The sequence below is a fragment of the Pseudomonas oryzihabitans genome, assembly GCF_032027545.1.
Taxonomy (GTDB): Bacteria; Pseudomonadota; Gammaproteobacteria; order Pseudomonadales; family Pseudomonadaceae; genus Chryseomonas; species Chryseomonas oryzihabitans_F.
Genome location: NZ_JAVSJB010000003.1, coordinates 1 through 14,473 on the forward strand (window position 1 = coordinate 1; position 14,473 = coordinate 14,473).

General features: G+C 63.8%; 11 protein-coding genes. 4 read left to right on the plus strand and 7 right to left on the minus strand.

Going from position 1 to position 14,473, the window contains the following annotated elements:
• From RND78_RS04970 to RND78_RS04995, 6 genes are all read right to left on the minus strand, one after another.
• Positions 1-2,184, minus strand: a 2,184-nt coding sequence (locus RND78_RS04970) for a calcium-binding protein (RefSeq protein WP_409457020.1), incomplete at its 3' end; no start/stop codon positions are given.
• A gap of 428 nt (positions 2,185-2,612) precedes the next feature.
• Positions 2,613-4,049, minus strand: a complete 1,437-nt coding sequence (locus tag RND78_RS04975) for an HlyD family type I secretion periplasmic adaptor subunit (protein ID WP_312726573.1) — start codon at positions 4,047-4,049, stop codon at positions 2,613-2,615.
• Positions 4,050-4,157: 108 nt separating this feature from the next.
• Positions 4,158-6,314: a type I secretion system permease/ATPase gene (locus tag RND78_RS04980; protein ID WP_312726574.1), complete on the minus strand. Its 2,157-nt coding sequence runs from the start codon at positions 6,312-6,314 to the stop codon at positions 4,158-4,160.
• Between the two features lie 110 nt (positions 6,315-6,424).
• A complete protein-coding gene (locus tag RND78_RS04985; RefSeq protein WP_312726575.1) occupies positions 6,425-7,819 on the minus strand; it encodes a TolC family outer membrane protein in 1,395 nt (464 codons plus the stop codon).
• A gap of 179 nt (positions 7,820-7,998) precedes the next feature.
• Positions 7,999-9,279, minus strand: coding sequence for an MFS transporter (locus tag RND78_RS04990; protein ID WP_312726576.1), 1,281 nt, complete (start codon positions 9,277-9,279; stop codon positions 7,999-8,001).
• Positions 9,280-9,412: 133 nt separating this feature from the next.
• Complete coding sequence (locus RND78_RS04995; RefSeq protein WP_312726577.1) at positions 9,413-10,297, minus strand: LysR family transcriptional regulator; 885 nt, start codon at positions 10,295-10,297, stop codon at positions 9,413-9,415.
• 84 nt (positions 10,298-10,381) lie between these two features.
• On the opposite strand from RND78_RS04995, the gene RND78_RS05000 reads away from it, so the two are divergent.
• Positions 10,382-10,714, plus strand: a complete 333-nt coding sequence (locus tag RND78_RS05000; protein WP_312726578.1) for a DMT family transporter — start codon at positions 10,382-10,384, stop codon at positions 10,712-10,714.
• Between the two features lie 25 nt (positions 10,715-10,739).
• Here RND78_RS05000 and RND78_RS05005 read toward each other — a convergent pair whose 3' ends face one another.
• Positions 10,740-11,240, minus strand: coding sequence for an isochorismatase family protein (locus RND78_RS05005; RefSeq protein WP_312726579.1), 501 nt, complete (start codon positions 11,238-11,240; stop codon positions 10,740-10,742).
• A gap of 111 nt (positions 11,241-11,351) precedes the next feature.
• Here RND78_RS05005 and RND78_RS05010 point away from each other — a divergent pair, with 111 nt between their 5' ends.
• The 3 genes from RND78_RS05010 (at position 11,352) to RND78_RS05020 (ending at position 14,379) form a co-directional block, all read left to right on the plus strand.
• On the plus strand, positions 11,352-12,296 hold the full coding sequence (locus RND78_RS05010; RefSeq protein WP_312726580.1) for a helix-turn-helix domain-containing protein: 945 nt from the start codon (positions 11,352-11,354) through the stop codon (positions 12,294-12,296).
• 95 nt (positions 12,297-12,391) lie between these two features.
• Positions 12,392-13,567 (plus strand): FAD-dependent oxidoreductase, encoded by a 1,176-nt coding sequence (locus RND78_RS05015; protein ID WP_312726582.1) that lies wholly within the window; start codon positions 12,392-12,394, stop codon positions 13,565-13,567.
• Entirely contained in the window at positions 13,564-14,379 is an 816-nt protein-coding gene (locus tag RND78_RS05020) for an aldo/keto reductase (protein WP_312726583.1), read from the plus strand. Before RND78_RS05015 ends, RND78_RS05020 begins: the two co-directional genes overlap by 4 nt.
• Positions 14,380-14,473 lie beyond the last annotated feature (94 nt).

A 14,473-nucleotide genomic window follows, 5' to 3' on the forward strand; every position in this document is an offset into this window, starting at 1 on the left:
GTTGCCTACCCCACCCTCGAGGATGTCATTGCCATTACCACCGTATAGATTGTCGTTACCGGCACTACCCTGTAGGACATCGTTACCTTCCCCGCCAGACAAATAGTCGTTACCCAAACCACCGTCGAGGAAGTCATCGCCCGCTCCGGCCGACAACCTGTCGTCACCGATTTTTCCAAGTACGAAATCAGTAAAGGAGGATCCAGCCCATTGATCACCCGCGGAGGTTCCCATGAAACTCTTCGCAGCGGGACCATATTGCGCAGTCAGACTGGCCTGCTGTTCTTGGTTAAGCCCTTCCAGCCAAGAAGATAGATCGGCAACCCACTCTTCCCTCTTCAAAGCGACACTCAAGTCGAAGCCATCAACGATGGCTTTCACTGGATCAAGAGAATGGACTTCGGAGAGTTTCCCCCTGACCTTCGAATAGTCCAGCACAAGCCCCTTTTCGGAAAAATTGACATCTATTTCATCCAGGTAAGGTTTCAGGCGGGTCTGGAATAGCAGTGAGTCATAGACCGAGTCCAGCAACTGATCGTAAGCCCGACTCAGGAAGTCGGCTTGAGTCGAGTTCAAGGGGAGCTGCTTTTCGGTTATGACGACTTCGGAAGCGATACCCCCACCTGAGCTACGGCCAGCGGCCACCGTGTTAGAAAAATTCGCGCCCGCTGTGAGCCTCAGCGAACCGTCAGAGCCGGTATCCGGGTTCGGATCGGTGGATTGGAAGTTATAGAAACGCGTGCCATTGAAGACCTCGAGAATTGAGATCTTTTCCAACAATGCCTTATGTGCCAACTGCTCAGCCGTAGGACCCGAAGCTCTTTCGCCGTTCCGCGAAATACCAGAATTATTGGAGCCTCCACCACCATCAAAACTATTTCGCTCTGCAAGCACCCACGAATATTCAAAGTCAACCTTGAGGTTGCCTACCTTAGTCGACTCCAGGCGGTCGAAAAGCCTGGCAAAGCTGGCCGTATCGGCCCAAGCCGCCACGATCTGGCCGAGCATGGCTCGCTGTTCAGCACGGGTCTGCAAGGCAGCGTATTGACTGAGTAGCTCCGCCAGTTGAGGACTGGCATTTGCCGCCTCGCGCAGATCGCGAACGGCGCCCGAGCCTTGCATGTTTGGTAGTGCCTTGACGGCTTCGTCCAGCACAACCTTGTCAGTATACTTTCGGTAGAAGGGATTGGCGGCGAGATCCAGGTTGCCGGCCAGGCTTTGGTTACCATTGACCGTACCGCTATGGCCATCAGCGAATTCGAAACGGCCGGTTGCCGTGATGCGGTTGCCGTTAGAGTCGATGTTGGTCTCTTTGGAAGCCAGGTGAATAGCCGCAATATTCAGATCTTTGAGAGCCTTGAGTTCACTGCCCTGGGCAACGCCATCTTGGTTTTTATCCTGCCAGACACGTACCTCGCCAAAGGCCTTGTCGTCCGCATTGAAGATTCCATCAGCGTTGCTGTCAAAATCACTCAGGGCGTCGAAACCATTGGCGGCTTTCTTGCCATTGGCCTTGATGGTGTCGATCCCAAAAAGCTCTCCACCATTATCGATAGTGCCGTTGCCATTGCGATCGAGTACCAAGAAACCATCGTCGCCTTTGACCCAGCCTGTACCTGTTTTGAGCCCATCGCCATCGAAATCAAAAACTACGCCGCTATTGGCAGAGACGGTTTCGATGCCATCCCCATCGAGATCAAGTGAAAGCGGATCATACCTCTGAATAAAATTCAATGCAGAATTGAAATTTTCATTTATCTTTATGTTCAACCATTGCGTATACGGATTCCAAACTATTGTCTCAAAAATATCTCTAAGGATATTATCAGGATACATATTAGGAGAAGCAAACGCTGGAATACCAGCCTCCACCAAAGCCTTAACAGCCCAACTAGCACACTGAGAGCCGAAAGGTAGATCATACGGCGGCGGATTTGCCTCAGACTCTCGTATATAGTCCATTAGCCTAGAATATTCTTGACTTGATAACTCCAACTTTCCGGTAGTACTGTTATACTCGTGATACGTATCATCATAAATCTTTCCACTACCTGCCAAACTACCGTGCTCTGCAGGAGCAAATCCATAACCTCGCTCAACCCCGTCAGGTCCAGTTACAATCAAAAACGCATGAGGAATATAATCAGAACCGCCAACATCAACTCGCAACTCAACCGAGGCCATAGTTATCTCCTTGTCAAAGACATCCTAAATTTCGCGTCTATTTTTCGCCAAAACGGCATACTTAAATATTCATCCCTACTAACAGAATACAGCTCACATACCACCTCCTTCAGAGACTCCTCCACTGAAAAAATAGACAAACAAATTTTAGACAACCCATCAAAAATCAAATAATCATCAACACCCCACACCTGAACCAAAAAACCCCGACCAAATGGCGTGACTACAGCTATTCTATTTTTTTGACACTCAGCCAAATTAGAGCAAACAGCCGACCCTATAAGATATATTTCCAGACGCCTTGCCGCCTCCAACCTCTGAGACTCATAGGTGCGATCCTCTCCTCCAAAAGCAGAACAACAAAACAAAAAAACAAAAAACCTGGCCCCATCAAAAAACCTAAAAGCTATTTTCATATTGATATCAACTCATCTCTCCCGAATGCTCTCGCTCGTGTACTGCTGCAGCGGACTCAGGAAGTACTCGATCACCCGGCGCTGATCGGTCTTCACTTCCACCGTTACCGCCATGCCGGGTGACAGCTTGATGTCCTGGCCGTTGATGTTCAGGTGGTCGCGGTCCAGGCGGATCTTGCTGCTGTAGATGAGGCCGCGCTTTTCATCCTCGATGGCATCGCGCGACACGCTGACTACCGTGCCGTCCAGGGTGCCGTACTTGGTGTAGGTGAAGGTCTCGACCTTGACCGTGACCGCTTGCCCCGGATGCACAAAGCCGATGTCTTTGTTTTCCAGCATGGCCTCTACTTCCACCGGTTGATCCTGGGGCACGATGACCATCAAGGGCTGGGCGGGGGTGACCACTCCGCCTACGGTGTGGATGGCCAGTTGCTGGACGGTGCCATCCACCGGGGCTTCAAGGGTGGTGAGGTCTTCCTGGTAGCGGGCCTTGGCCAGTTCCTGGGTGAGGCTGGCGATCTTCTGGTCGGCCTGTTGCAGGAGGTCGAGCAGGGAGCGGCGGGTTTGGGCGATGACGCCGTCGCGGCGGCGCTCGGCCTCCTGCTTGGCCGCGCCGGCCTGGATCACGGCGGTCTGTTGCACGCCCAGTTGCCGGGCGAGGTCGAGGCGGGCCTGTTCCTTTTCCAGGTAGGCATGGCGAGCGATGTACTGTTTCTGTAGCAGGCGTTCGTAGTCCTGGGCCAGTTTGGTGGCGATGGGCAGGGTCTGTTGCAGGCTGGCAACCTGGGTGCGGGCGGATTGGATGTCGGCTTGGCGCTGGGCGATTTCTGCGTCGACCAGGTCGAGGCTGCTGCGGTATTCCTGGTATTGGCCCTGCAGCCAGCGCTGAGCGGCACGGTATTGATCCGGGTTGGCCTCGTGCAGGTCGCTCTCGTGCAACACGGGCGGCTGGTGGCTTTTGATGGCGTCGAGCATGGCACTGGCGCGAGCGCTGTCGATGCGGGCGGCGATGAGGTCGCTCTGGAGGCGACCGACGTCGGCGTCGGCTGCGGTGGGGTCCAGTTCGATGAGCAGTTCACCGGCCTTGACGGCCTGGCCGTCGCGGACATGGATGGCTTTGACGACGGCGGTCTCGTGGGGCTGGATGACCTTGGTCTTGCCGCTGGGGATGACCTTGCCGGTGGCGACGGCGACCACGTCTATTTTGCCCAAGCAGGCCCAGAGCAGGGCCAGGGCGGCGAAGCCCATGATGGCCCACAGCAGATAGCGCGGAGCAGGATGCGGGGGTTTGTCCTGCAGTTCCAATGCCGCTGGCAGGAATTGGACTTCATGGGGGAGCCGACGTGGGGCATCCATGCTTTTGCGGTGGCGCCAGGCATGTTGCCAGACCTGGCGGTAGCGCCGTAGCAGGCTATGGCGTTCGGGTGGGGTGGAGGCGGCTGGGTTCATGGTTTGGCGGTTCCCTCACCCTGGCCCTCTCCCAGGGGGAGAGGGCACGTTGGGTAGAACGTGGATGTTGTGCTGCACGGGTGACCCGTGACCGATTGTCCGGGGTGGTCAGGCGCCGCCCTGCTGCAGGCGATGCAAGCGCGAGTAATGCCCGGCCTGGTGGCTGAGCAGTTCGGCATGGGTGCCCTGCTCGACGATCTGGCCGCGGTCGACGACGACGATGCGGTGGGCGTCGCGTACCGCCGAAAGCCGGTGGGCGATGATGATCACCGTGCGCCCCTTGCAGATGGCCTGCATGTTCTGCTGGACGATGCGTTCGGATTCGTAGTCCAGGGCGCTGGTGGCTTCGTCGAAGATGAGGATGCGCGGGTTGCCCATGAGGGCGCGGGCGATGGCGATGCGCTGGCGCTGGCCGCCGGAGAGGGAGGCACCATGTTCGCCGACGAGGGTGTCGTAGCCTTCGGGGAGTTCGAGGATGAAGTCGTGGGCGCCAGCCAGCTTGGCGGCCTGGATGACGGCTTCCAGCGGCGCGCCGGCGTCGGTCAGGGCGATGTTTTCACGGAGGCTGCGGTTGAACAGCAGGTTGTCCTGCAGCACCACGCCGATCTGCCGGCGCAGGGAGGAGACGTCGGCCAGGGCCAGGTCCATGCCGTCGACCAGTACCCGACCCCGCTCGGGGACGTAGAGTCGTTGCAGCAGGCGGGTCAGGGTGCTTTTGCCGGAACCGGAGCGACCGACCACGCCGATGATTTCGCCCGCGCGGATGCTCAGGCTGATGCCCCGCAGGACTTCGGAGCCGTCCGGGCGGTAGCGGAAGTGAACCTGGTCGAATTCGATCTGGCCACGCAGCGGCGGCAGGGCACTGCGGGTGGCCTGGCTGAGTTCGGTGGGGCTGTTGAGGATATCGCCCAGGCGCTGTACCGAGACGCCGGTCTGCTGGAAGTTGGTCCATAGCTGGGCCAACCGCATGATCGGCTGGGCCACCCGGCCGGCCAGCATGTTGAAGGCGATGAGTTGGCCAACGCTGAGCTGGCCGTCGATGACCAGGCGCGCGCCCAGCCAGAGGGTGGCGACGGTGACCAGTTTGCCGATCAGGGAGACGCTTTCGTTGGCCAGGGTGGAGAGGTTCTGGGTCTTGAAGCCGGCGGCGACGTAGGCGGCGAGCTGGTTGTCCCATTTACGGGTGGCCTGGGGCTCGACGGCCATGGATTTGAGGGTGTCGATGCCGTTGACGGTCTCGACCAGGAACGCCTGGTTTTCCGCACCGCGGGCGAAGCTTTCATCCAGGCGCTTGCGCAGGACCGGGGTGATCAGCACCGAGACCAGCACATACAGCGGCAGTGACAGCACGACGATCAGGGTCAGCCAGCCGCTGTAGTAGAACATCACCCCCAGGAAGACCACCGAGAACAGCAGATCCAGCACCAGGGTGATGGCGTTACCGGTGAGGAAGCTACGGATGTTTTCCAGTTCGCGCACCCGGGCGACGGAGTCGCCGACCCGGCGCGCCTGGAAATACGCCAGCGGCAGGGTGATGAGGTGACGGAACAGTTTGGAGCCGAGTTCGACGTCGATGCGGCTGGCGGTATGGGCGAAGACGTAGCTGCGCAGGCCCGACAGCAGCGATTCGAAGACCATGATGCCGACCAGGCCAATGGCGATGACATCGAGGGTGGTAAGGCCGTGGTGGACCAGGACCTTGTCCATCACCACCTGGAAGAACAGCGGGGTGACCAGGGCGAAGAGTTGCAGGACGAAGGAGACCAGCAGGACTTCGCCCAGCAGCTTGCGGTACTTGACGATGGCCGGGATGAACCAGGTGAAGTCGAAGCGTGAGGCCTCGCCCGGGGCACCGGCCTGGGCGCGCACTAGGATGAGCTGACCGGTCCAGCGGGTTTCCAGGACGTCGAGGCTGATGACTTCGGGGCGCTGGGCCTTGGGGTCGTGGATCAGCGCCTTACCCTGGTCGAGCCGGGCAAGAATGAAAAATTCGCCGTCGCGGTCCTGCACGATGGCCGGCAGCGGAGTCTGCTCGAGACGCGCGACGGTGGTGTGGGCGGTCTTGGCCTTGAGGCCCAGCTTGCGGGCGGCCAGCAGTAGCTCGGCAGTACCCAAGCTCTGGCCCGGCGCGGCGAATTCGTGGGCGAGTTGCTCGGCCGAGGCAGCCACCTGGTGAAAGCGCGCCAGCATGACCAGGCAGGCCAGGCCGGTGTCGAGACGTGCGGAGACATCAGGCGCAGCCGCGCCACTTCCCTGTTCGCTCATTTTGCGTCCGTGCAAAGGTAGTCGCTAGTTGAAAAAGACTAACCTTGCGAGGACTAGATTATCTAGCTCGATACATAATTTGAAACAGAACAGATGAGAACCGGACCGCTCTAGCGCAGACCTTTTGGCAAGAAATCCCGCTCGGGCACATAGCCAGGATCGAGGTAGGCAGCCAGGGCCTGGAGATCATTGGGCGCCAAGGTACCAGCAGCCTGCTTGAGTTTCAGGGTGTCTAGGATGAAGGCGTAGCGGGCGTCGTTGTAATCCCGTACGGCGGCATAGAGCTGGCGCTCGGCTGCAAGGACGTCGCTCATGTTGCGCGAACCGACCTCCAAACCGACCTGGTTGGCCTCCACGGCTTTTTCACCCGAGACGATGCTTTGCCGCCGGGCGCGCACCTGCTCGATATCGCTGTTCACCGCCCGATAGGCGTTACGGGTGTTGAGGACCGTTTCCCGACGCCGGTCCTCCTGCTCGTCCTGACGCTGGTAGAGGCGCTCGGTGGATTCCCGCACCTGGGAACTAACCTGGCCACCGCTGTACAGGGGAATGTTCAGCTCCAGGCCGATGGAGCTCTGGGTGACATTGCCGCGGTAGCCATTATTGCCGAAGTCGGACGGGTTGCTGTAGCCGAAGCTGTCGTTGTCGCCCTTGCGGACAGAGGCCACGGCATCGAGGGTAGGCGCATGGCCCGCCTTGCGCTGGCGCAGGGTTTCTTCGGCCGCGCTGACGGCGAACTGGCTGGCCTGGAGCGGCAGGTTCTGGCGCAGGGCGACGTCCACCCAGGCCTTGGCATCGCTGGGCAGCGGCGGCTCGATGGGCAATCGGTGGCTCATGCCGGCGATGCCGTCGTAGGACTTGCGGGTCAGGCGCAGCAAGGCCTCGTAGGCATCGTCCACCTTGCGCTGGGCCAGTTGCCGATTGGCCAGGGCCACGTCGTAGGCCGCCTGAGCATCCAGCACGTCGGTGATGCTCGCCGCGCCATCGTCCAAGCGCCCCTGGGCCTGGTCGCGCTGGCGCAGCAGAGCCTTTTCTTCGGCTTGGGCCGCGGCCAGGGTATCCAGTTGCCGCAAGGTGTCGAAATAGGCCTCGGCGGTGCGATAGATCAGGTCCTGCTCCTGGGCGGACAGCTCCAGTTCGGCCTGGGCGACGGTGGAGTAGGCGGCCTTGAGGCCATACCAGCGATCCAGGCGGAACAGAGGCTGGCTCAAATTGGCGCGGAAGGTGGTACCACTGCGCTCGCGGGAAAGCTGCGGCTCTTCCCGAGATAGCCGGATGGCTTCGCTGGTTGCCCCAGCGGTCAGACTCGGCAATAGGCCTGCCCGTGCCTGGGGCACGGCTTCACGCTGAGCCTGGTAGGCGTGGCGAGCAGCAGCAAGCTGGGCGTCATTAGCCAAGGCGGCCTGGTAAACCCCGAGCAGGTCGGCACGGGTGTCGGCCAGGCACAGGCCAGGAAGGGTCAGAGTAGCGAAAGCGATAAGCGGCAGAGAGAACTTGGCTTGCATCGACGGTCCTTGTCCGAACGGCGGCCTGCGGTGGCCGGAGCGGGCAAGCCTAAGCAGGCTTGCCAAGGACGCTAGCGAAAAATCGCTCTGAGGGCGTTTTTTCGACCTGGATGGTAGAAGGCAAGGCTTCTAGGTCGATGCTTTCAGGCCGCCGACTCACTATATAGAGCCGATTTCCATTAGGTCGTCACCGGCTGCGCTGATGGCTCTCCAGAGGCCCGGCGCCCTATCCCCAAGGCCATCAGCGCCGCCAGGATGCCGGTCAGCCCTGCCAGTACCAGGGCTTCCTGGTAGGAGCCGAAGTGTTCGCGCAGGGCGCCGGCGAGAAAGGCCGCACAGGCGGCACCGAGCATATGGCCGCAGAACACCCAGCCGAACACCACCGGGGCGGTCTTCTCGCCAAAGCTCTGGTTGGTGAGCTTGACCGTGGGCGGCACCGTGGCGATCCAGTCCAGGCCGTAGAAGATGCCGAACAGCAGTAGCTGCTCGGGGGCGAAGCCGGAGAACGGCAGGTAGATCAGCGAAAGGCCGCGCAGGCTGTAGTAGACGAACAGCAGGCGGCGCGGATCGTAACGGTCGGTCAGCCAGCCGGAAGCGGTGGTGCCCACCAGGTCGAAGATGCCCATCAGCGCGAGGATGCCGGCGGCCTGGACCTGGGACAGGCCATGGTCGTGGCCCATGGCGATGAAGTGGGTACCGATCAGGCCATTGGTGGTGAAGCCGCAGACGAAGAAGGTGAGGAACAGCAACCAGAAGTCACGCCGCCGGCTGGCCATGGTCAGGGTGCCGAGCGTCACGCGAAACAGATTGCCCGGCGCGGTGGCGGCCGGCGTCTGGTAGTCCGCCGGGGCGCCATGGGGCCGCAGGCCGACGTCCGCCGGGCGCTCCGGCAGCAGCCAGGCCACCAGCGGGATCAGGGCGGCGCTGGCCACCGCCACGGTCAGCACCACGGTCTGCCAGCCCTCGTGACTGGCGAGATGGGCCAGCAACGGCAGGAATACCAAGTTGCCAGTAGCCGTGCTGGCCGCCAGCAGGCCCATCATCAGCCCGCGGCGGGCGACGAACCAGCGGTTGACGATGGCGGCGCCCAGCACCATGGCCACGCAACCGGTGCCCAGGCCGCTGAGCACGCCCCAGGTGGCTACCAGATGCCAGGGTTCGCGCATCAGGGTGCTCAGGGCGGTGGCCAGGCTGATCAGGGCGAGGCCGCCGAGCAGGGTGCGACGGATACCCAGGGTCTGCATCAGGGCGGCGGCGAAGGGCCCGACCAGGCCGTAGAGGAAGATGCCCACGGCGGCGGCGAAGGACACGCTCTCGCGACTCCAGCCAAAGGTTTCCTGCAGCGGCAGGAGCAGCACGCCGGGGGTGGACCTCACCCCGGCCGAGACCAGCAGGGCGAGAAAGATCAATGCCAGGACGACGAAGACGTAGCGCTGGCCGAGGGCGGGGATTCGGGTCATGGCGATCATCGCAGGTCAGAGGGATGAATTGAGTATCGCAGCGGTCACGCCCTGGCGCTGGCCAAGCTGCCCCACGGATCTGGCCAGAATGTGGCTGTGAGCACCGAGCGTAGCGAAGCCCGACAGGTCGGCCTCATCCGATCGCCCGCAACTCCTCCGCCAGCCGCTGCGCCAGCCAACGCGCCGCCGGCCCCGGAGCGGCATTGCGGCGCCAGGCCAGCTCCACCACCAGCGCGGGCGGTACCCAGTCGCACTCCAGTTCGGCCAGCAGGCCCTGGTAGGAGGGATAGCGTGCCACATGCCGGGGCAGCCAGCCCCAGCCCAGGCCGCGCATCAGCAGTTCGGCCAGGAGGTAGAAGCTGTCGGCACGCCAGACCTGGGGCGCGATCTGCTCGCCGCCGGGATAGGCATTCTCCAGCGGCGCGATGAGCAATTGCCGATGGCGGGCCAGTTCACGCCGCCCTACCCCCCGCTGCCCCGCCAGGGGATGGCTGGCACTGCAGGCGGTGACCTGGGCGACGTCGCCCAACGCCTGGCGTTCCAGGGCCTGGGGCATGCGCTCATGGCGGAACAGCAGGCCAAGGTCGGCCTGGTTGGTCAGCAGCTTGCGCGCCACGTCACCCTGGGCGCTGCTGGTGAGTTGGACTTCCAGATGAGGAAAGGCGGCGGCCAAGGCGTCCAGGGCATCCAGTACCGGCTGATAGGGCATGGCCTCGTCCAGCGCCAGGCGCAGCAGCGGCTCCTGCCCGGCGCAGAGGGCCTGGGCGCGGCTATCCAGGCGTTGGCACTGGCGCAGCACCTCGCGCGCCTCTTCCAGCAGGGCGCGCCCGGCCGCGGTAATGACCGGGGTACGGCCATTGCTGCGCTCGAACAAGGCCACGCCCAGGTCGGTCTCCAACAGGGCAATGGCCGAGCTGATCGCTGACTGCGCACGCCCCAGGCGCCGGCCCATGGCCGAGAAGCTCGCGCCTTCGGCCACCCCGACGAAGATCTCCAGTTGCTCAAGATTCCACTGCATGACCCATCTTCCCGAAAGATAGGTATCAACTTTCACCTATCGAACGTTCGGGCACAATGGGCGCATTCGACAGGAGGACTCACCATGACTGGATACATCTACCTAGCCATCGCCATCGCCGCCGAAGTCGTCGCCACCACCTCCATGAAGGCCATCGACGGCCTGAACAAGCCGCTGCCGCTGTTCCTGGTGATCGCCGGCTATGCCCTCGCCTTCTGGATGCTGACCCTGGTGGTGCGCAGCATCCCGGTGGGCATCGCCTATGCCATCTGGGCCGGCCTGGGCATCGTGCTGGTGAGCATCGCCGCCGCCTACCTCTATGGCCAGAAGCTGGACCTGCCGGCCATGCTCGGCATGGGCCTGATCGTCGCAGGGGTGGTGGTGATCCAGCTGTTTTCCGCCAGCACCGGGCACTGAGACCCGGCACCAACGGACGCGGCGATCACCAGAGTTCTGCCGCGTTGCGGACCGCGGTCTTGGAGGCCAGGGCGTTCAGCGCGATGCGATGCACCACCTCCAGCGGCGCGGTGCAGAGATCGCCGACGACGGTGACGGCCCGCCCCGCCGCGAGGGCGGCCAGGGTGGTGAAGGCGATGCAGTTCTGCGTCATCATGCCGCCGATGAGCAGTTCGTCGACGCCGTCCAGCTGGCTCGCCAGGGTCGTGCCCTGAAAGGCATCGGCGACCTCCTTGGTCACCACCGGCGCATCCGGCGCGGCGGCGAGGATGGCCGGGCGCAAGGCGCTGCCCGGACTGCCCAGGGCGAACAGGCCACTCGTGGCCAGGGACAGGTGCTGGATCAAGACCACGGCATCGCCCGCCTGCCGGGCCTTGGCGATGGCCTCGACGATCCGCCGCTCGACGGCCTCGGCCTCCCACAGCGCCAGGGCGCCGCCGGGAAAATAGTCGTTCTGGATATCGACGATCACTAGGGCACGGCTCATGCTGGACTCCTTTGGTGCCAGGCGCGGACTGGTCTGGATGAGCGCCATGGTGCCATCCGGTCGAGGCCTGCCAGCAGGGCGCAACGCGACAATCAAGGTAGAAATCGGGCAATGCACATCGCCATCCTCGCCTATCCCGGCATCAGTCCCTTTCTGCTCTCGACGCCCCTGGCGGTCTTTGGCGAACCCTTTCTCGAGGCGGGCCATCAGCTTTCGGTCTGCGCGAATCCGGGCCAGTTGGGCGGCATCGGCGGTCTCGCCCTGACGACCCAATGGCCGCTGGCGCGGGCGCACGAGGCCGACGTGGTCATCCTGCCCGGCTGGCGGGATGCGGACGAGCCGGTCAGCGCGGACCTGCTCGAGGTCCTGAGCGAAGCCGCCGCCCGCGGCGCCCTGGTGGTCGGCCTCTGCCTGGGCGCCTTCGGCCTGGCGGCGGCCGGCTTGCTGCAGGGGCGGCGCGCCACCACCCATTGGCGCCACACCGAGGCCTTCGCCCGGCGCCATCCCGACATCCAGGTGGAAGCCGACGCCCTGTTCGTCGACGAAGGCGCGGTGTTGACCTCCGCCGGTCTCGCGGCGGGCCTCGACTGCTGCCTGCACCTGCTGGGCCGGCTGAGGGGGACTGGCGAGGCCAATCGCGTGGCCCGCCATCTGGTCGCCGCGCCGCAACGCGCCGGTACCCAGGCGCAACTGCTCAAGCAACCGATACTGGGGTCGTCCGGCGCGCGCCGTCTCAGCGAGGCACTCGAGGCCTTGCGCGCCGATCCGCGGTACTCGCCCTCGCTGGACGAACTGGCCGCGCGCGTCGGCATGAGCCGGCGCAACCTGTCGCGTCATCTTCGCGAAAGAACCGGGGGCGGTCTCAAGGATTGGCTCAGACGGATGCGGGTCGCCCAGGCCCAGGCGCAACTCGCGGCGGGCGCGCGCGGCCTGGAGAGTATCGCCAGTCGCTGCGGCTTCGCCGATGCCCACGCCCTGCGCGCGGCGTTCCGGACCGAACTGGGCCTGACGCCCATGCAATGGCTGGCCCAGCAACCGCCGGGCAGCCGAGAGTGATAGGCCACCGACCGGCACCGGCACCGGCAGGGTCAGATGACCGCCCTAATATGTAAGAATCCCCTCTTTAAAGCTTCCAACGCAGCAGGCCGTTCATGTCCCAACCCTGGTCCACCGATACCCTCATCGTCGGCGGCGGCGTCGCCGGCCTCTGGCTCAACGCCCGCCTCAGGCGCGCCGGCTACGCCACCGTGCTGGTGGAGAGCGGCGCCCTGGGTGGCGGCCAGAGCGGCAAGTCCCAGGGCATCATCCACGGTGGCACCAAGTACGCCCTGACCGGCATGCTCACCGGCGCCTCCGAGGCCATCGCCGACATGCCGCGGCGCTGGCGCGAGAGCCTGGCCGGTAGTGGCGAGCTGGATCTCTCCGGCGTGCGCCTGCTCTCCGAGGCCCACTACCTCTGGTCGCCCGGCAGCCTGGCCGGCAATCTCACCAGCTTCTTCGCCAGCAAGGCGGTGCGCGGCCGAGTGGATGCGGTCAAGGGCGACGAACTACCCCCGGCCCTGCGCGACCGCGCCTTCAAGGGCAAGGTCTACCGTCTGGCCGAACTGGTGCTGGACGTGCCCAGCCTGGTCAAGCGCCTGGCCGAGCTGGCCGGCGACAGCCTGCTGGCTGGGCGTGATCTCCAGCCGCTGCGCGAAGATGGCGAGTTGACCGGCCTGGTGGTGGATGGCCAGCCGATCCGCGCGCGGCGCATCGTGCTCACCGCCGGCGCCGGCATGGCCGATCTGCTCCAGGCGCTGCATCTCGAACAACCGGCCATGCAGCGCCGGCCGCTGCACATGGTGGTGGTCAAGGGGCCCATGCTCAAACCCCTCTACGCCCACTGTCTGGGCGGTGGTCCCAAGCCGCGGGTGACCATCACCAGCCACCCCACTGCCGACGGCCAGTGGCTGTGGTACCTGGGTGGCGACCTGGCCGAAGCCGAGGGCGTAGCGCGCGAACCCCAGGCGCAGATCGCCGCGGCGCGGGACGAATTGCAGCGCCTGCTACCCTGGATCGACTTCGCTGGTGCCCAGTGGGCGACCCTGCGGGTGGACCGCGCCGAGCCGGCGCAATCCGGGCTGGTACGGCCGGACAACGCCTTTCTCGCCGAGGAAGGCCGTCTGCTGGTGGGCTGGCCGACCAAGCTGGCGCTGTCACCGGACCTGGCCGACCGCGTCCTGGCCCATCTCGACCGCGACGGCATCGCCCCCGGGCGGCATCCTGCCTTGCCCGTCCATCCGCAACCGCCGGTGGCGGCGCCCTTCTGGGAGGAGCTGCTGCCATGAGCCTGCGCGATCTGCATGGTCTGCACCGTCCGCTGGGCAGCACCGGTCTGACGATTTCCCCCCTGGGCCTGGGCACGGTCAAGTTCGGCCGTGACCAGGGCGTGAAGTACCCCAACGGCTTCACCATCCCCGACGACCGCAGCGCCGCCGATCTGCTCAGCCTGGCCCGCGAGCTGGGCATCAACCTGCTGGACACCGCGCCGGCCTATGGCCGTAGCGAAGAACGCCTCGGTCCGCTCTTGCGCGGCCAGCGCCAGCATTGGGTGATCGCCAGCAAGGTCGGCGAGGAGTTCGACAATGGTCTTTCCAGCTTCGATTTCAGTCCGGCCCACACCCGTCGCTCGGTGGAGCGCAGCCTGCAGCGCCTGGAAACCGATTGGCTGGACCTGGTGCTGGTGCATTCCGATGGCAACGACCTGGCCATCCTCCAGGACAGCGGCTGCTACGAAACCCTGGCCGAGCTCAAGCGCGATGGCCTGATCCGTGCCTTCGGCTTTTCCGGCAAGACCGTGCCCGGCGGCCTCAAGGCGCTGGAGAGCGGTGATTGCGCCATGGTCACCTTCAACCTCAACGAAGACGCCGAGCTCCCGGTGATCCAGGCCGCCGCTGCAGCGGGCAAGGGCATCCTGATCAAGAAGGCGCTGGCCAGCGGTCACGCCGTGCTGGGCGCCGGCCAGGACCCGGTGCGGGCCAGCTTTGCCAAGGTGTTCGGCGAGCCCGGGGTGAGCGGTGCGATAGTCGGCACTATCGATCCCCTGCACCTGTCACATAATGTCCGTACCCTGGCCGAAGTGATCACCGCTCGGCCCTGATCCAGAGCGTTTCGCTGATCCTGCGCACCTGCCCGCTGGACGACCTCCCGGCCGCCCAGGGTAGTGCGTCTCTGGCATACAACAAACAGGAGTC

What these genes read in the sequence shown, in the direction of transcription:
- RND78_RS04975 (WP_312726573.1), bottom strand. Translation starts at nt 4,049, where the DNA reads ATGAACCCAGCCGCCTCCACCCCACCCGAACGCCATAGCCTGCTACGG.
- RND78_RS04990 (WP_312726576.1), bottom strand. Translation starts at nt 9,279, where the DNA reads ATGACCCGAATCCCCGCCCTCGGCCAGCGCTACGTCTTCGTCGTCCTG.
- RND78_RS05010 (WP_312726580.1), top strand. Translation starts at nt 11,352, where the DNA reads ATGCACATCGCCATCCTCGCCTATCCCGGCATCAGTCCCTTTCTGCTC.
- RND78_RS05020 (WP_312726583.1), top strand. Translation starts at nt 13,564, where the DNA reads ATGAGCCTGCGCGATCTGCATGGTCTGCACCGTCCGCTGGGCAGCACC.
- RND78_RS04980 (WP_312726574.1), bottom strand. Translation starts at nt 6,314, where the DNA reads ATGAGCGAACAGGGAAGTGGCGCGGCTGCGCCTGATGTCTCCGCACGT.
- RND78_RS04995 (WP_312726577.1), bottom strand. Translation starts at nt 10,297, where the DNA reads ATGCAGTGGAATCTTGAGCAACTGGAGATCTTCGTCGGGGTGGCCGAA.
- RND78_RS05015 (WP_312726582.1), top strand. Translation starts at nt 12,392, where the DNA reads ATGTCCCAACCCTGGTCCACCGATACCCTCATCGTCGGCGGCGGCGTC.
- RND78_RS05000 (WP_312726578.1), top strand. Translation starts at nt 10,382, where the DNA reads ATGACTGGATACATCTACCTAGCCATCGCCATCGCCGCCGAAGTCGTC.
- RND78_RS04985 (WP_312726575.1), bottom strand. Translation starts at nt 7,819, where the DNA reads ATGCAAGCCAAGTTCTCTCTGCCGCTTATCGCTTTCGCTACTCTGACC.
- RND78_RS05005 (WP_312726579.1), bottom strand. Translation starts at nt 11,240, where the DNA reads ATGAGCCGTGCCCTAGTGATCGTCGATATCCAGAACGACTATTTTCCC.